This is a genomic window from Bradyrhizobium sp. 61, assembly GCF_023073075.1.
GTDB lineage: Bacteria > Pseudomonadota > Alphaproteobacteria > Rhizobiales > Xanthobacteraceae > Bradyrhizobium > Bradyrhizobium barranii.
Genome location: NZ_JADPIU010000003.1, coordinates 57,816 through 74,541, shown reverse-complemented (window position 1 = coordinate 74,541; position 16,726 = coordinate 57,816). Strand labels below are relative to the sequence as shown.

Sequence of the window (16,726 nt, the reverse complement as noted above, 5' to 3'; positions counted from 1 at the left end):
TCTTGGATTGTTTCTAATTGTTCGACGGATCATCCGTCAATGAAACGTGCGGTTAATACGTTGGACAAAATTCTCCGTACTAAACCGGATGATCCAAAAACGGAGCGGGGTAGTGCGTTAAAGCAACGCGGCTGCACGCATCACCTTTCGCCCGTAGGACGTGCAGATCGGTCGAGCGTAGACGCCGCGCTGATAAAGGCCCACGCCAGCACAGCCGGAGCCGCCACGCGAGATCGCGACGCGGAGGTAGGCCATGCCAGCGCGAGCGCCCGTTGCACAGTCGAACAGGTTGCCGGTGACACCGACCTCGCGGGCAGTGGCAGGCTTGACCTGCATGATCCCGCGCTCGCCTGCGCTTCCGCGAAGGTGGCAGTTGTAGTTGCTCTCGACCTTGACCACGGCATGGGCGAGGGCGCGAGGGATGCCCTGGGCGTCTGCGGCGGCGTCGATGATGGAACGAATGTCGGACGCGAACGCAGGCAAAGAGGTTCCCATCACGGCCGCGAATGCGACCGCGCTGATAAAGCGCTTCATGTTGTCGTTCTCCTAGAAGGCCGCTACGGCTTCACACTCGAAGCGTTTGGCCTCGTCTCGGCGACGCATATTCTCTTTGTGCGTCACCATTTCCAGATGATCCGCATTCACGCATCGGCGAGTGCGGCAGCGATGATCGAGTTGCTTGCGCGGAGGGATCGGACCGTGTTCGAGCACGTACATCACGATATGAACGGCCATGGTGCCGCCATCGAGACACATGCGCGCGTAGTCCTTCCCCCTGCCTTTGCTCCCCGACGTTGGTCCGGTCCACAAGTGGCACGGTGTATCGAGAGGCCCTTCGACGATCTCGACGCGAGACATCACCTTCTCGCGAATCTTCTTACGGCGCGCGCTCATTTCGGTCGCCTTAAGCGCGCAGTTGACGGTTCTTGAACGCCTCGATCTGAAAGGCGCGATTGTGCGGCGTGTCGTTGATAGTCCACGGCACGCGAGACAGAGCGGTGCGATGCAGGCCGCCCTCGACCCAGGTATGCAGCAACTCGGCGAACGGGTTGCCGTTCTCCCGAGTGCGGTTGACGATCTTCACGTCCACGTTGGTCAGGATGCGCGCCATCATGCGGCATCCTGTTCGCTGGTGACTCCGAGCGCGGCCAGCTTCTCGCCGACGACGGCGATGCCCTGCTCGATGACCACCTTCATCTCGGGCAGCATGCGCTCGACGAGATCGGGGCGAAGGTCTTGGTTGCTCTGCATCGGCGTCTTGATCGTGATCTTCGTCTCCGAGCCGAGACGGATAAGCAGACCGAGCAGGTAGTCGCGTTCCTTGATCAGTTCGGCGACGGCGTGGAAATTCTCAAGTTTCACTGTTCTCGTTCCCCAAGTTGTCGAGTCCATAGATTTCGCGGAAGCGGTCGCGATTGATGTCCCTCGGATCAACCTCGACGACGCCCGGTGGCATGAAGGCGTTTGGATCGGGCTCGACCGCGATGCCATCCATCGCGATCTCGCCGGTGGTCAGAAAGCAGTGGCCGTAGTCAGCGGCGCGCAGCTTGGCGGCGATCTCGGCGAACGCCGCCTGGGAGATCGGAAGGCGGACCAACGTCCTCATGCGTAGCCTTCTGCTCGCACGGCCGAACGGAGGCCGTTGATGCGTTTCTCGCTCTCGGCCAGCTTCGTTTCGAGTTCGGCGATGCGGGCTTCGGCCACGTCGAGCTTCTTCTGCTCGTCAGGCATCACCCAATCGGGATCGCCGTAGTCGAGGCCGAGCGCGCCCATGATGCGGAAGCAACGGTGCTTCCAAGACGGCTGGGTCTCGGACGCGGCCTGTGATGCGTTATCAATGCGCTCGACGGCCGAGCCCTCGACGCTGGCGGTGAAGCTGGCGATCTCGCGTGCGAGATCGGTGCGCTCGGCGGTGACGTATCCGAGCCCCATTTCCTTCTGCCGCTCGTCCGCCGTGACGACGTACTTGCGATCCACGAAGGCTTGCGCCTGGGCGAGCAGGGTGGTGGTCATCGTGATCTGCTTAGTCAAGACGTTCACTCCTAACGTGTCGTCGGATTTCGAGAAGATTCTTGGTGTCGATGTTCGCGATGTAGTTCGCCTCGCCATCGGTCGTTTTGTAGAAAGCGGTCGTGATCTTGCCGACCGTGACGCGCAGATCAGTGTCCGGCCTGTGAAGGCGGATGCGACCCGAGTAGCTAGTTTCCGAGCCCTCGTATCCGTTCCGCATGAGGATCATGACGATTTGCGCGATGGCGTAATCGCCATGGGTCGGAGCCTTGTTCGCCATGACGAAGGCCAGCGCCTTGCTCATCTTCGCCATGGTCAATGCACCCAATCCCCGATGCCGTCCCACCAACAGTCGATGATCGACATCCTGCGAGACCAAGTCCTCGGATGGCGGTCACAGGCGCGCTCTGCCAAATCCTTCATCTGCTCGAACGTCACGCCGCTCTTGTGGGCGATGGAGCCAAGATCACGAACGGCGTATCGGAGTGCTCCGTAGACGGGATGCTTCGTGAACTCATGAACGCGCATCTCGTCACGGGTCTTGATCCTCTTGCCACCGATCTCGAAGCGAATTGCGCCTGGGGTATCGTTGGTCAGGATGACACCCTTCTTCGCCTTCCAATCGATGCAGGCGGTCAAGATGGAGTCGAGCGCGTCTTCGATCTCTTTGATGTCCACGGTTCAGTACGCCTTTCCGCCGACTGCCATGCGGGCGCTCGCCATGTGATCAGGCCGGGAGATGTTGAAGATGAACTTCGCGGCGGCTGCATCACCCATGGGCAGACGCTTCGCGCCAGCCAGATCGAAGATGCGGAAGAGTGCGTCGGCCATCTCGACGTTCAGGCCGCTGAATTGCGGAAGCTTGTCGTCGGGAAGCTGCTTGCGGTCGGCCTCCATCGCTTCGGCGATCTCACTGACGGTCAGCATGAGCTTCGTCGGCACGATGTAGCGTTCGTTGCGGAGATCGGCGCCGGTGGCCGGGTCGGTCCACCAATGCTTGTTGGCGTCGTGGACGATGTCGGTCAGCCAATCGGTGCAGAAGCGGACGGCAGTGGCCGGGTCGTGATGTTCGGCGAGCGCGTCTTCGACGATCTGGATTGCTGCGTCGAGGGCTTCGGCGTGAAGATACACGCGGGCCTCTTGCAGCGCATGGACGTACACGGCGGCGTCGGCCGAGCGCTTCGCGTTCGCCGCGATCAGCCAGTTGATGTTGCGGCGAAGGATGTCGGTCTGCGATTTGGTCGCGGTCGAGGCGCGGAGATCGAACCAACCGTAGACAAGCATGAACAGGGTCGAGGCGGTGAACACGACGGCGGTCAGCGTATAGCCACTGAGCGCGGCATCCGTGGCGATGGAGATGCCGAGCCCGGCGGTGACGAGCATGAAGTAGAGGCGGAACATGGTGGTGACTTTCATGAGAGGGTGAACCTGCAAGGATCGCTTGCAGGTTGGGGAAGGGGTCAGGCGGCGATGGGCAGGACGACGTGAGCGGGCGGCAGCTTCTTGCCGATGGCCTTGGCCCCGGCGGCCGTGACGGCGAAGACGCGCATCGAGCCGAAGTCGCGATCCGGGGTGGCGACCATGTAGCCCTTGCCGACAAGGCGCTGGGCGGTCGCGATGTCGTACCCGGTGTCGTGGACGGCGACGCGGTTGCGATTGACCGAGTTGCCGTGTTCGAGGCCGAGCGCCTTGCGGGTCAGCATCGTTTCGTTGTGCGTGAGCAGGAAGTCAGTCATGGCGCTCCCCCTCAACCGAACAAGGCGTTCTGATCGGTGTGCATTGCCTGCGGCGCGGAGCGACGCGGCTTTGCGGGAGTCGCCTGGGGGAGATCGACGGCGGTCAGGCTGTCCTTGTGACGGAGGACGTGAGCCGTCATGCCGCTGATGTTCTTCCGGCGGTCGGTCAGCTTGACGAGCGTGCCGATCTTGACGAGTTCCGAGACGCGCGGACGGATCGCGAGAACGCTTTCCCTCATCTGCGACGCGATCTCGTCAGCGGTCAGGCGGTAGCCGTTGAGCATCAGTTCGATGATCGCGATGCGGAGCATTTCGGCCCGGCTGACGACCCGCTCGGCGGCGTCCTTCGAAGCGCCCCCGCCCTTCGATCCCGGCTTGTTCGGATAGTTCTGAGACATAGACAAAGCTCTCCCGTTCGCCCCGAAGGGCGTTGTTCAGATCGGCGATGTGCGGTGTGGATTTCCCGTCCCCGTCCGGCGTGAATCAGGCCGGTTCCGGTGGAATCAACGGATACACGATGGATGATCCGTCGCGCAAGGGTTTTGATAGGGATGTTGACGGATGGCCGCAGGCCGATGGTTAGCGAGCGGTAAAGAGCAGGCCGGTCCCGCGCATGGAAATCGCCAACTCCATATTATCTTTGGAGCCGGGTTTGGGTTTTGCGCGATGACCGCCTCAAAACTAAACCCCTGTTTTTGATAGGGGCTGGGGGACCATTTGAGGGTATCCCCTATATATATAGATGTAATATATAGTTGTAATTTATTATGAGAAAGATATGTGTGTAGGTGGTTACATCTATATATAGGGGCGAAACCCCGAAATCGTCAGTTGAGGTTATGCCCTCTGACGGATAGAAACCGCGAAACGACGGATCGAAGTGGATATTATCCGATGCGCAGGAAGGTCATGTCGGAATGGGACGCCAAGTCGGCGTTTCTGACCGTGCCGGACGATGGATGGTCCTTCGTTGGCTTCGCCAACGCCTTGCCGTGCCATCCCAGCGAGGCAGAGGCCATCGCTCGGTATCTGCACCGGAAGCGGACCATCTGGCTCTCGATGCGCGCTGGGCACGGCAGGGTCTTCCCGGCGGCGATGCGCCCCGGTCGAGGTCGGCCGAAGGCGAGGGGCGTCGAGCAGCCGCCGTTGATCGACCCGACACTGGCTGGCTTCCTCACCCAGGCGCATCCGACGTTCCTGAAGATGCGGCTGTTGCTCGGTCGCGATCCCGGCGGCGCATGGAACGAGAACCAGGCGGTCAAGGCCGAGATCAAGTTCGCCCTGGCGGTCGAGGCGACGAACCTGATGACGCTCTGCCGGACGTTCGCCAAGGAACACCCCGCCATTCCCGTTGCGGCAATCAGGGACGCGCTCTGGCTCGATAGGCCGCACACGATGCCCGTCGTCGCGGAGACGCAGCCGGACCTCGCCATGGCTGGCTCAGAGCAGTTCGGCGAGCAACCGCAGACCAAGACCCGGCTCTCGAAGGCCCTGACCGACGAAGAGCGCATGATGTCCTACATCGAAGCCGCCGGCGCATCCGGCATTGCCGTCTATGAGATCGTGAACAAGGGCAAGATCGCTCGCGACCGGGTCACCCTTATCGGCGAGATGTTCGAGAACATGGGCGCGATCCGCTCGGCAGTGGTTCGCATGTCAGATCGAGGACGCACGGGAACGCGGTATTTCATGCGCAAGTACGGCGAGCCGGTGAGGTGGTCGTTTGGTTGTGGTGTGAATATCAACCGATATTGTATGCCCAGGGGTGGCTCAGCCAAAGTCCGCTATTAGGGCTTATCCAGAAACAGGTCATTCCAAGGCCAAATAGCGGCTCATGACCCGAACCGGACGTCCATTCAACATCACCGCAACAACTTGTAAGGGCCGTGAACCTAGTCAGCAACCTTGACCAACGCAAAGCCACAAAACTCTGCTAGGTTCGAGCATCCGGGCGTTTGGCCCCTGCGGGGAGGCAATGGTGACGGACTCAGAAGTCTCCAGCGACCGACCGAATAAGCCGGCATCCGATAGTGACCCACTGAACAAAACGCCATCTGATGACGAGCCTCCGGACCAACCGGCATCGACTCGCAACTTTAAGAGTCGCTTCCGGGTCCGATTGCAATTGATCGGCGGGGCGCTCGCTTCGATTGCGGCTATCGGCGCGATCGCGGGTGGCCTCGTCGGCTATTGGACTGTGTGGAAGACGCTCCGCACCGACGTGTTTCCGGACAAGCAACAAACGCAGAGGGAGGCTACGGCCCGGCCCAACATTGCTCCCCGTTTGTCTCTCGTTGTCCTGCCATTCGCAAACCTCAACAACGATCCGGAGCAGGACTATTTCGCTGACGGCATTACGACCGATCTAACGACCGATCTCGCGCAAATGCCTGGCGCGTTCGTCATCGGACGCGGGACGGCCTTTACATACAAAAACAAGCAAATCGACTTTAAGGCGCTCGGCAAGGATCTTGGCATCCGGTGGGCAGTCCAGGGCGCGGTGCGGCGCAACGGGGATCAGGTCCGGGTCAACGTATCCCTTACGGATCTTCCGAGCGGCCGCGACATCTGGTCGGATCGTTTCGATGGCGATCGTACCAATGTCGCCGCGTTGCAGGACCGGATCACGGCGCGGCTCGCCCGCTCGCTGAACATTGAACTGATCCAGGCCGAAAGCCGCCGCAGCGAAGCGGACCGATCACGCAATCCTGACGCCATGGACTTCAGTATGCGCGGCTGGGCAAAGTTCTATGAGGCACGGTCGAAGACAGAAAATGCCCAGGCAAAGGACTCGTTCGACAGTGCGCTACGGCTCGATCCGGACAACGTTGAGGCCATGGTCGGGAAAGCGCAGTGTTTAGCCGCAGATGTGAACAACGGATGGTCTGCGTCCGTTGTTGAAGACAAAAAGCAAGCGATCGACCTCATCGACAGAGTTCTGTCCAAAAGCTCGCCAAGCGCGAGGGCCCATGCGGTCAAGGGAAACATTCTTGTATTTGGATACCCCGAGGAGGCATTGGCTGAATACGATGCTGCGCTCGAAATTGATCCAAATTATCCAACTGCCCACGGTAGTAAAGCAATCGCATTGATCGTCTCCGGGCGGGCGCGCGAAGCCTTCTCCCCGGCCCAGTTGGCTCTCCGTCTCAGTCCCAGAGATCCTGTTGCTTTTCTTTGGCGTTTCTGGCTCTGCCATGCACACTTGCACCTGCACGAATATGGAGAAGCCATCGAAGAATGCCGGCGCGCGGTCAATCTGAACAACTTGTACGCGTACGCCTATATAGATTTGGTCTCGGCTTACGGAACTACTGGACAATTGGAGCAGGCCCGGCAGGCGTTGGCCGAATTGAATAAGGTTCGACCAAACTTCACCGTGCAAGCGTACGGTCAACTTGTTTATGCATTCTCAACTAACCCGCAGTTTCGGCGCGAGATCGACGACATTGTCGATGGGCTGAGGAAGGGGGGCGTGCGGGAGCAATAAGATGCAAGGCTATTCGCTAGCTGACGTTGACGGCCTCTTACATCTCGAAGGTCACCTATTGGCCCGTCGCTACGTTGACGCGGCGCCGCTACATGTCGGCTCAGAGGGGTGGACCGGAAGTTTGTGACCGAGCGCCAAACCGGCGCGATTGACCCAACTGCGACATAGACATAGATGCAACGGCCCAAGGGCCGGCTCGCTGAACGATCTTCTTACAGGCAGAAATGCTGTCCAAATTGGGAGTGGGCCGCGCCGTGTTTTAGCAGTAAGCTGCCGTACGAGCGGGATTTGGCCCGCGTGCCTCTTTGACGAAAACTCTAGAGGCGTACATTCGATTGATCCAAGGATGATCTAGTCCACGAGTATGCCGGGACTTGGTCGAGACGCGGTGCCCGGCACGCCTATCAGTGCGAGGTCATCGAATGTCGGTAAACCCGAAGCCGCCGCAGCATGATCTTCGCCGAAGGTTCGGAGACGACCGTTGGTCGCATGCAGGCGTTTTTTTGGAGGAAGGGTCATGAACCTCAAGCAAACAGCAAACGGCATCTGGGCAATCGCGTGCCTCATCGGGGCCATTATGTTTCTGCCGAACGTTGGTCAGGCTCAGGATGCGAAGGTCAAGGCCGCGATGGAGCTCCTGGAATCGACGGCGAATAAACTAGGTCCGCCTAAGATCGAAGGGACAGAGGCTGTCGGCGGCAAGCCAGCGCCTGCCATCTATTTTGGTTCAACCAAGATGAACAACAATTTCGAGGTCGTTGATGAGGTCGTAAAGCAGGCTCAGGGGACGGCCACCATCTTCGTGAAGAGTGGTGACGAGTACATCCGCGTCGCCACCAATGTGAAGAAAGATGATGGCTCACGAGCGATTGGAACAGTCCTGGATCCGAAAGGCAAAGCCATTGAGGCCATCAGGAAAGGCGAAGCCTTCTATGGGGAAGTAGACATCCTCGGCAAACCCTACATCACAGGGTACAAACCGATACTTGAGGCTTCGAGAAACGTGATTGGTATCTACTATGTAGGTTATTTGAAGTAGCCCGTTCGTCTGCCCCCGTTGGGATCGGCGCCAACCCTGGACACTCGGGCCGATATGTGACGCAGCGAAGCCGTGGTTCACGGGCGGATGGTTGCGGCTGATGGGACGGCCGCTTGTGGCCCATCTCGGACCTTACAGTCCGTGCCGAGCACTTCCGCTTACCGGGCTGAACCGGAATATGCAATGACTGAGACCGGATCGGTCTCTTTCGATGCGGCGATCTGCGCGAGCATTCGCGCATGGAAACCCGGATCGTCGATACCATTCCCGAGTGGCGCTATCAGGCGGAAGTCGTCGCACGCCTTCACGCGCTCGAAGACGCTGGGCTCCCGATCACCTGTGCCGGTGATATGAACCGAGCCAAGCGTTCGCGACGCGAGCGCATGGAAGCCAAGGTCACGGGCCTTACGGCGGGCGAGCCCGACGTTCGCGTTTATATCGCCGGCGGGTTTCTGCTCGGCATCGAACTGAAGACGCCTAAGGGGTCGCGCTCGAAGGCGCAGAAGGAACGTCATCCGAGGCTTCAGGCTCTCGGCTTCACCGTCATCACGGCGAAGGCTCCCACCCCCGAAGAGCTCGCGGACGAAGTCGAGCGGATCGTGCGGAGCTATCTGTAGTGCAGATCACGCTCACGCTCACGAAGGGGATGCTCGAACGGCTGGATCAGCTTCGTGATCGCAGCGTCAACACCGCAACTGCCAAGGCGCTGACCTTCACCGCGAAGGACGCGCAACAGGCGTTGAAGGTCCAAATCCCAGGCATCTTCGTCCTGCGCCGCCCGTGGGTGGTCAACGGCATCCGCATCCGCCCCGCTAACGGCGGCAATCTCACGGCAGTGGTTGGCAGCATTGACAAGTACATGGAGCGCCATGTCATCGGTGCGGGCAAGGAGAAATATCCCGACAATGCCCTGTCGATCCACTCGAAGCGCAATAGCAGCGGCCGTCTCGCGACCGGCGGCATCCTGATCAAACCCTACGGATCGATTGGCAGCGCCCCGGTGCATACCGTGGTGCGTCGCCAGTTGAAGCGCATGGACGGTCAGAAGCGCAAGACGTTCCAGATCGTGAGCAACGGCAAGGTGCTCATTGTGCGTCGTCGCACGAAGAAGCGTCTGCCGCTGCAAGCGCTCGCAGTGCTTCAGGGCAGCGCGACGATCAATGAGCATTGGGATTTCCTGGGGACCGTGTCCGATGTCGTCCAGGCGCGCTTCCCGCATCATTTCTATCGGGCGGTGGTCAATGCAGCGACGCGATAGAGGGTCCATGCGGCCGTTGCAATGTCAGCTACCGGTGGCATACCGGACGTGGGGAGCGCTTGCCAGACAGCCGCTTGTGACCCGGAGCGGACATCGGGTCGCTGCGTCCTGGCCAATTGACTGTTTCTTTCCACCCTCCATCGCAAGGTGCTAGGGTTGTGGCGCCGATGAAGCTTACCCTTAGGGGGATATATGCGACGGCGCGATTTCATCACGCTTTTCAGTGGCACGGCCGTGACGTGGCCACTGGCGGCCCGCGCGCAGCAACCGGCGAAGATGAAGCGGATGGCCTTCGTTCAGTCGGCGAGCAAGGTCAGCAGAATGACTGTGAGCGGTCCACCGTGGTACCGAGCGTTTTTCGACGAGCTAAGTCGTCTTGGCTACGTCGAGGGCAAAAACCTCGGAGTGGAGAGGTACTCTGGGGAAGGGCGAACCGATCGCTATCCCGCACTTGCCCGCGATGTCGTCAGCACACATCCCGACTTGATCTTAGCGGTGGGCGGTCGTCTATCGTTGGACTTTAAAATGACGACGACGACAATCCCGATTGTGACAATAGTCATCGATCCGATTGCTTTGGGACTCGTAGCAAGCATCGCGCGGCCGGGCGGCAACATCACAGGCGTTACTATCGCCGGAGGATTGGACATCATTGGGAAACGTATGGGGCTGCTGGTCGAGGCGATGCGAAAGCTGTCAATCGTCAGTTACCTTGCATCACGACCATTCTGGGAGGATGCGAGAGGTGCGGCGGCGCGAGAGGCGGCTAAACGACTGGGCATTGCGTTGTCACCGGCTATACTGGGCAACGCCTTTGACGAGGTAGAGTATGAGCGCGTCTTCAGGTCGCTGGAACAAGATCGAACGGATGCGCTCATGGTATCTGAAGAACCTGAGCACGCCGCGCATCTCGCGCTGATTGTTGAATTGGCCGCGAAGAGCCGGATCCCAACAATCTACCCGCTCCGCGAATTTGCCGACGCTGGCGGACTGATGGCTTATTCGATCAACCAGGTGGACGTCTATCGCCGCCTCGCTAACTTCGTCGCTATGATTCTAAAAGGCGCCAATCCCGGCGACATCCCTTTTTACCAACCTACCAAATTCGAGTTGATTATAAATCTTAAGGCAGCGAAATCGCTCGGCCTCGAAATGCCAGCGACGCTGCTCGGCCGTGCCGATGAGGTAATCGAGTGATGTCGCTTTTTGGCCCGTGGCTGACCTTAAGTCAGCGCGCCGAGATGTCCGCTTTCCGAAGCAAACCCGAACACGGGCATGAAAGCTGACTAGGGCAGCCTTTGACCCGTTGCGGACGTCCGCTGCCTAGGTAACGGCACACTTCATGAAGGTCCGCTTAGTGGAGCACAGCGGACTAGTTTTGCTACGCTGAGTTCTTCGCATTTTGATCCAAGCGGACTTGGCGACCCGAGACTCAGCCTCGCATGACGAACAACACAAGGGTTCCAATAGCAACGAGCGCCGCCCAGCTCGCCAGCGCGGCCATTCCATACTTCCGAAGTAAGCGAGCATCCATCTTAAGCTCCACATGTAGGCCCACGAAAACATAGAGCGGAGCGCAAAAATCTGCCAGATGGGCGGGCCAGTTTTGTGAAAAACTGAAGTTCCGTTGTTGGTCCTTTGCCGAACAAAGTTGAGGCCCGTTGCCAAATCCGCTGTCGGCGCTAAACGGGACGCGCGGCCGTTTCGAGCGGATTTGAGCCCTTTGAGCGACGCCCCATGCCAGCCTCTAGCCGGTCTTCAGCCCCGGCACACCTTAGAATTGGACTGCTATGCCGAGTCGAATACCCTGGATCGGAGATGAGGAAGAAACAGCGCCCGGTTGGCGGGTTTTGGTGCCGGTCACCCGCAATGAAGTCATCGTCATCGAAATGTGGGCGGCCGCTATCTCCGACTCTCGCGAGGCGATCCGGCTTGTCCTTGCGGCCTCCGGCTCCGACGCGGCCACAGTCAGGCCGCTCGATCAGCACGAGCTTGGTAACCTGCGCCTCCAGCCGGGCGAAGTTAGCCGCGTGCTCGACGATGCATGGGCGGCCGCCCTCACACCTCCAGAAAAGCGACATTAGCCGGCGCTGCCCTGCCGCTTAGCGGGCTAGACCGGACCAACTCCGCCTCAGGGGCGACGTCGTAGTTTGACCCACTGCTGAAGACCTGCAAGGCCGTGATGTCGTCCGCAGTTGTTCCGTTCGCGACCGGCTTCCTTGAACCTATGCGGCCGCCACGGCTTCGATCTCAATCAGCAAGCTCTCCAAATAGAGGTGTGAAACCTCAACCAGGGTGACCGCGGGAGCGACGGCCGGCGTCACCGAGTTGAAGAAGCGATCGCGTGCCCGCCTGTAGTCCGCCAACCTGTCGCGCCAATCGCATGTGCGGGGCCGGTAGCGCGTCTCACGTCGCTTCGAGACAATGCCTTCGAGCCCGGCCTTGCACGCCGCCTGGAACAGGCCGGGGCCTAGCTCGCCCGGCTGGAACGGGGCGGGGAAGATCACCGCGTTCGGATCAGTGAGCAGCCGCCCCAGGCGATCCTTGCGCTCGAACAAGGGTAGCTCCCGAAGGTCGTCACCGGCGAGCGCCAGACAGTCGAAGGCGTAGAGTTGGGCTTCCGAGTTCCGCTTGTTGGAATGCAGGGCGTCGAAGTCCGCGTCGCCTTGCTCCGTGAGGATCACGATCTCACCGTCGAGCACGAAGCGCTTAGTCCGCAGCTTCAGGGCGGCCCCGACGATCAGGGGGTAGCGCCACGTCCAATCGAGGCCCGACCTAGACCTAAGCCGCACGGCATCGCCGTCGCGTTCGAGAAGACCGCGATAGCCGTCCATCTTGATTTCGTGAATCCATTCGGGACCGGCCGGTGCGGTCTTCACGGCCTTCGGCGTGCAATACTCGATACGCTTTTGCATGAGCCGGATGTAGTTATCGGCTGGCGTTTGTGGAGTCCAAAGCACAGACAGTCCGGCGGGGAGCGCCAGACAAAGCCTTGCGGATTCAAGAGATTTCCACTACGTTAGAGGTGGCCCCGGCGACGGGGTTCGGACCCGTGACCTCCCGTTTAGCATACGGGCACTCTATCCTCTGAGCTACGCCGGGGAAGAACCTCTAACTGGACCAAGGAAGCTACCGATCACGCTCGCAACGCGACTGATAGCTTCCCAGGTGCCCGACACCTTCATGTTGTCATGTACCACCTACCTTTCGACCCGCCTTCAACGGGTGCCACACTTGGTTTGAGAGAGACCGGAGCCGTGAGGCTCCGGTTTTTGTTTAGCTCACGTGCTGCCTACTTCCGGATCGTCGGCCGCTTTCTCGTCCTGCCTGCTGTCCATATTTTTGACGGTTTTCGGCACGCCCGCTTTGTCAGCTACCATTCGCCATTTCCGGCGAAACTCGTTTGTTGACCATGGCTGATTATTGAACTCGCAAATCACCATGGGTCCCTTTCGCCTATGTTCAGGGACGCGATTGATCTCTTCCCTGATCATTTGGAAGCGGTTCAGGCTGTACTCGATTGTCTTTTGATCTTTACTCCGGCCGCTGGTGAGCGTTTTTCTCAAGATCAAGTTTTCATCGAGATCAGACCATCGTAGCCCATGAACCCATTTCCTACCGTCCTCTTGAACTTCTGAATCCGGGCCTTCGTTGAGCGGGACCCAGGCTCCAATAACGTCTACCTGCCGAAGCTTTTTAATCTCGAACTGAAACGCTTGAGCTAAAGCAATCGAGTCCCAACCAAAATGCTCCCGCGCGGTGATGCGAATTGCGCGTGCCTGCTCTCGCGACATGCTCTCGTTGTTAGACTTTGCAACAGGAATCCTCATGTTGCTCAGGATCGCACCTAAACGCGTGCAGGCATCGTCGTTCAGAACTGTCGAGCCGTAGCTACAAAGCAAGCGAACCTTAGCGACCATGCTGCGTCCCATCGCAAGCTTACCTCCGGCCGCCCAGCTTTCATCGTAGATGGCTTTGACGCGGTCCGCGCTCCACTCTGCTACCCGTTCAGATCCCACGTCCTCTATCAGGCGTTTAAAACCACTGTCGTAGTTATCGCGCACCTTTTGTTTGAGTTGATGGTAATTGGATCGCTGGTCTTCGCGGTAGATGGAAACCAACCCCCGGAACGTGCCATCAAAGGCCGGGACGAGTACACTAGGGGCGGCCGGAGGCTCGGACGCACTAGGGGGGGGCGGAGGCTCGGACGCGCTGGCAGCCTTGTTTTCTGTTCGATCTGGAGAGACGGCGATGGGCTGATCCAACGAGAGCTCGCTTAGAAGGCTCTTCACTTGCTCAATCTTCGCCAAGCGTTCTCGAAGGCGAGCTTCTTCACGCTTGAGTGCTTCGAGACTGATTGCTGCATCGTCGGTCATCCCCACTCTTCTATGCGCATTGTGGGTGGAAAGCAAGCTGACCCGTCAAGCTTGCTCGCTCTCGCGAGCTAACTGCGTTGACAATACACGAGAATTTGCCACCACCGTTCGAAATTTTAAACGGCGAGTCACGACTTATCAACCGTGATCGTCTGGATTGACTGCTTAGAGATGCCGCCGACTCGGTCTTTGTATTATGGCAAGGGCAGAGGAAGTGCCTTTTTCTCTCCGGCGCTCGGCTGCCAATTGACGGAAGAGGAGGGTGAGACAGGATGACTTTACTACGGGCAACACCTGTCGGCGCCGCGAGACGAGGTGCCATCTGTGATACAAATTGGGATCAATTTGGGATACGGAACGCGAATTTTAGGTGAAATTATCTAGTAGAATCAACGTAATGGAGTGCCACTTGGTTCCCTCCGAGCGCACCAACCTCGAAAGCCGATCTATGGAGAGACCGGCTCAGGGAGCCCAGGTCTTCGCCGTTCGGCCGTCCCCGCCTGACGGTTCGAGTGTAGGGCTGGCGGCTCGGCGTGATCGCCGTTTGCAACAGGGCACGCGTACTGAACATCACGCAGGTTGCTCATCACCGCGGCAACGACACCAGTAGCCAGACGCCGGCGGCCGCACACGCAATGCCGGCGGCGCGCGCGATCCATCGTCCGATCGGCGTAAGTTTCTCCAACAGGACGAGCAGGGCCAAAAGCGCAATCCAAAGCACGTTCATCACCCCGCCTACGAACAAAAGCGCCATCAAGACCCAGCAGCAGCCGACACAATAGCCTCCGTGCCGCAGCCCCAGCAGCAGGCAGCCTCGCAGGTCGTCGCGAAAGCCGCCGTGGCGCATCAGGAACAGAAATGGCGACTGGCATTGGGCGAGACAGACGTCCTTGAGCGGTGTCCATTGATAGACTCCCGCCGCGATCAGCACGATTGCACTGAGCAGATTGCTGGCGATCGTCATCCGGGAATCCAGCAGAACTGCCCGCTCGATTGCCCATTGGAGTAGGGTTGCTGCCAGCGAAAAGCCGCCCCAGGCGAGGAGATAACCGGCCGCAAACCAGCCGGTCGCAGCGAACGGCTTGCCCTGCGCTTTCCCCTGTCGACCCACGCGGGCGTACATGAGGATCATGGGTGCTGCCGAGGGCGCCATCATTCCGACCATCATCACCACCCACATCAGCAACACATACGCGAACTCGATCGCTCGCCATGGCTCGCTCGCCGGCAACATGATTCCGATCCCGGCCGGGATCATGCGGAACCCGGTCATGTCCATGCCGCCCATGTCCATGTCCTTGGCGAGCCAGAGCACATAGGCCCATGCCAGTGCGACAATGATCCCGATCGCGCCGCCGACGATCCAGCGATCGCGCCGCAGCACGGTTTCCAGGGGGCCGTCGGTCATTTGCGATAATTGTTGCCGGTCTTCTCGCAAGGCCGGGTCAGGAGTTGCATCACGCCTGGTTCGACCAGCGGATCGGCGCATAGAGGCCGTTCTTGCCGGAATTGTCCCAGCGCATGCCATGATCGCTGAACGTATTACCGGCGGCGCCGACTGCCATCACCATCCTGTCAGGGCTGACTGGATGGCCGATGTTGGCCCACATTTCCCCGCTCGGATGCATGGTCGGCAACGGGTCGACGGACATGTGCAGAATGCCCGGGATTTCGGCGGACCGCGTCTTGCCCTCGATTCGGAATGTGATCGGGACCTTGCGAACCCCCAGGTTCTTGCTGATCAGCGGTGTGAACGCGGCCATCGGACCACCGGCGGCGCCGGTGAAGATCGCAGCTAGAGCCTCGGTCTGCTCATCGTTGGCGCGCTGGTCGATATAGGCGGCCACCGACCAATCTCCGTCTGCCATGATCCCCGGCGCGTGGAGGATAACCAGGACATTGAGTCCATCGAGCTCGATGTTGCCATAGCGGCCGCTCTCGACGTGGAAGATCAGCGGTACGTTACAGAAGCCCTCGGTCGGTCGCGCGGTCAGCGGGGGAGCCGCCGACACGAGGCAGGGACACACGATGCTGCAACTGCAATTCTCGAAGTAGTCGCCGGAAAGGTGCCATGGGACATCTGCCATCGCCATCTCCCGCTAGGCCGAACCTGTTAGATCACTTTCGAATGAGTTACGTGGAGTTGAAAGTTACGCTGCGTGGCGAAGTCCCGCAAGCTGAAGTCCCGCAAGCTATTGTGAGGCTCGGGCATCGACTGGAAAAAAGCACCTATCAGCTGGAGATCCACCTGAACTCTTTGCCCATTTCCGCAAGCCATTGAAACTTCAATAAATGCGACGGCCCTCCGAGCGCGCCAAACGGCGGATCGCGCCGCTTTAGCCGGGGTAGGGGCCTGTTTCTGCCGAAGTGCCCTCTCAGATCAAGTCGATGATCTGATCATAGAACATCAGACGAAAGTGGCTGCATCGGACGAGATGCGTCTGAGCGAATCTATTCAGCCAATCCGATTTGCCGAGATTGACCACGGCAGCCTGGCGCGGCGGCGGTCCCAAATCGATTGTGTCGAAACTGAAATTATAGACTTCCTCCGGCGTGATCATCGAAACCTGTGGCCGATGAATCCGCAGATGCCTCATGTCGCTTTCGATAGAACAGTGCGCGTCCGGTTGGAATGAGTTGGAGCGGGCAAAGCCTGGAACACCGGCCACTCCGCGGGATCCTCCCTGCTCACGCAATTGTTCCTGGACGTAGTCTGCCAGGGGCGCTGGTCGATCGACACCTTCTTATTGCGTTTCTATGCTATCACATCTTATAATTGATGAACTCCGAGAGACACGAAATATCGGTCGCTGGCTTCCG

General features: G+C 59.4%; 23 protein-coding genes and 1 tRNA gene. 7 read left to right on the top strand and 17 right to left on the bottom strand.

All coding sequences use genetic code 11. From position 1 onward, the window contains the following. Positions 1-117: 117 nt before the first annotated feature. From IVB46_RS00920 to IVB46_RS00870, 11 genes are read right to left on the bottom strand one after another with little or no spacing between them, the layout of a single operon-like run. Complete coding sequence (locus IVB46_RS00920) at positions 118-534, bottom strand: lytic transglycosylase domain-containing protein (protein ID WP_247314819.1); 417 nt, start codon at positions 532-534, stop codon at positions 118-120. Positions 535-546: 12 nt separating this feature from the next. After that, entirely contained in the window at positions 547-894 is a 348-nt protein-coding gene (locus IVB46_RS00915) for an HNH endonuclease signature motif containing protein (protein ID WP_247314818.1), read from the bottom strand. Positions 895-904: 10 nt separating this feature from the next. After that, a complete protein-coding gene (locus tag IVB46_RS00910; RefSeq protein ID WP_247341652.1) occupies positions 905-1,114 on the bottom strand; it encodes a hypothetical protein in 210 nt (69 codons plus the stop codon). Beyond that, positions 1,111-1,362, bottom strand: a complete 252-nt coding sequence (locus IVB46_RS00905; RefSeq protein WP_247314815.1) for a hypothetical protein — start codon at positions 1,360-1,362, stop codon at positions 1,111-1,113. Before IVB46_RS00905 ends, IVB46_RS00910 begins: the two co-directional genes overlap by 4 nt. Beyond that, positions 1,352-1,606 carry a hypothetical protein gene (locus tag IVB46_RS00900; RefSeq protein WP_247314813.1) on the bottom strand — a complete coding sequence of 85 codons (255 nt, stop codon included), beginning with the start codon at positions 1,604-1,606 and terminating at the stop codon, positions 1,352-1,354. The genes IVB46_RS00905 and IVB46_RS00900 overlap by 11 nt, the downstream gene beginning before the upstream one ends. Further along, on the bottom strand, positions 1,603-2,013 hold the full coding sequence (locus IVB46_RS00895; protein ID WP_247341646.1) for a hypothetical protein: 411 nt from the start codon (positions 2,011-2,013) through the stop codon (positions 1,603-1,605). The genes IVB46_RS00900 and IVB46_RS00895 overlap by 4 nt, the downstream gene beginning before the upstream one ends. Positions 2,014-2,023: 10 nt before the next feature. Further along, a complete protein-coding gene (locus tag IVB46_RS00890; RefSeq protein WP_247314809.1) occupies positions 2,024-2,323 on the bottom strand; it encodes a hypothetical protein in 300 nt (99 codons plus the stop codon). A 2-nt stretch (positions 2,324-2,325) separates the two neighbouring features. Beyond that, positions 2,326-2,688, bottom strand: a complete 363-nt coding sequence (locus tag IVB46_RS00885; RefSeq protein ID WP_247314807.1) for a hypothetical protein — start codon at positions 2,686-2,688, stop codon at positions 2,326-2,328. Between the two features lie 3 nt (positions 2,689-2,691). Then, positions 2,692-3,426, bottom strand: coding sequence for a hypothetical protein (locus tag IVB46_RS00880; protein ID WP_247341643.1), 735 nt, complete (start codon positions 3,424-3,426; stop codon positions 2,692-2,694). A 44-nt stretch (positions 3,427-3,470) separates the two neighbouring features. Then, positions 3,471-3,746: a hypothetical protein gene (locus tag IVB46_RS00875; RefSeq protein ID WP_247314804.1), complete on the bottom strand. Its 276-nt coding sequence runs from the start codon at positions 3,744-3,746 to the stop codon at positions 3,471-3,473. Between the two features lie 11 nt (positions 3,747-3,757). Continuing rightward, a complete protein-coding gene (locus tag IVB46_RS00870) occupies positions 3,758-4,144 on the bottom strand; it encodes a hypothetical protein (RefSeq protein ID WP_247314802.1) in 387 nt (128 codons plus the stop codon). A 496-nt stretch (positions 4,145-4,640) separates the two neighbouring features. On the opposite strand from IVB46_RS00870, the gene IVB46_RS00865 reads away from it, so the two are divergent. From IVB46_RS00865 to IVB46_RS00835, 7 genes are all read left to right on the top strand, one after another. After that, on the top strand, positions 4,641-5,537 hold the full coding sequence (locus tag IVB46_RS00865) for a hypothetical protein (protein WP_247341640.1): 897 nt from the start codon (positions 4,641-4,643) through the stop codon (positions 5,535-5,537). Between the two features lie 187 nt (positions 5,538-5,724). Continuing rightward, positions 5,725-7,233: a tetratricopeptide repeat protein gene (locus IVB46_RS00860; protein ID WP_247341637.1), complete on the top strand. Its 1,509-nt coding sequence runs from the start codon at positions 5,725-5,727 to the stop codon at positions 7,231-7,233. 517 nt (positions 7,234-7,750) lie between these two features. Beyond that, the gene (locus IVB46_RS00855) at positions 7,751-8,272 is read left to right on the top strand and encodes a Cache 3/Cache 2 fusion domain-containing protein (protein WP_247314798.1); all 522 of its coding nucleotides are present in this window, start codon (positions 7,751-7,753) and stop codon (positions 8,270-8,272) included. 239 nt (positions 8,273-8,511) lie between these two features. Further along, positions 8,512-8,889, top strand: coding sequence for a hypothetical protein (locus IVB46_RS00850; protein ID WP_247314797.1), 378 nt, complete (start codon positions 8,512-8,514; stop codon positions 8,887-8,889). Next, on the top strand, positions 8,889-9,530 hold the full coding sequence (locus tag IVB46_RS00845; protein WP_247341632.1) for a hypothetical protein: 642 nt from the start codon (positions 8,889-8,891) through the stop codon (positions 9,528-9,530). Before IVB46_RS00850 ends, IVB46_RS00845 begins: the two co-directional genes overlap by 1 nt. Positions 9,531-9,722: 192 nt before the next feature. Continuing rightward, entirely contained in the window at positions 9,723-10,727 is a 1,005-nt protein-coding gene (locus IVB46_RS00840) for an ABC transporter substrate-binding protein (protein WP_247341629.1), read from the top strand. A gap of 656 nt (positions 10,728-11,383) precedes the next feature. Beyond that, the gene (locus IVB46_RS00835) at positions 11,384-11,614 is read left to right on the top strand and encodes a hypothetical protein (RefSeq protein ID WP_247341626.1); all 231 of its coding nucleotides are present in this window, start codon (positions 11,384-11,386) and stop codon (positions 11,612-11,614) included. A 141-nt stretch (positions 11,615-11,755) separates the two neighbouring features. Here IVB46_RS00835 and IVB46_RS00830 read toward each other — a convergent pair whose 3' ends face one another. From IVB46_RS00830 to IVB46_RS00805, 6 genes are all read right to left on the bottom strand, one after another. Further along, positions 11,756-12,445, bottom strand: a complete 690-nt coding sequence (locus IVB46_RS00830; protein WP_247341623.1) for a DNA ligase — start codon at positions 12,443-12,445, stop codon at positions 11,756-11,758. A gap of 111 nt (positions 12,446-12,556) precedes the next feature. Then, positions 12,557-12,632, bottom strand: a tRNA-Ser gene (locus IVB46_RS00825). Positions 12,633-12,811: 179 nt separating this feature from the next. Continuing rightward, a complete protein-coding gene (locus tag IVB46_RS00820; RefSeq protein ID WP_247315925.1) occupies positions 12,812-13,906 on the bottom strand; it encodes a hypothetical protein in 1,095 nt (364 codons plus the stop codon). 586 nt (positions 13,907-14,492) lie between these two features. Next, positions 14,493-15,314, bottom strand: coding sequence for a DUF2182 domain-containing protein (locus IVB46_RS00815; RefSeq protein WP_208070102.1), 822 nt, complete (start codon positions 15,312-15,314; stop codon positions 14,493-14,495). A gap of 49 nt (positions 15,315-15,363) precedes the next feature. Next, positions 15,364-15,993 (bottom strand): DUF1326 domain-containing protein, encoded by a 630-nt coding sequence (locus IVB46_RS00810; RefSeq protein WP_071912996.1) that lies wholly within the window; start codon positions 15,991-15,993, stop codon positions 15,364-15,366. A 288-nt stretch (positions 15,994-16,281) separates the two neighbouring features. Beyond that, positions 16,282-16,575 (bottom strand): hypothetical protein, encoded by a 294-nt coding sequence (locus tag IVB46_RS00805; protein WP_247315927.1) that lies wholly within the window; start codon positions 16,573-16,575, stop codon positions 16,282-16,284. Positions 16,576-16,726: the final 151 nt, after the last annotated feature.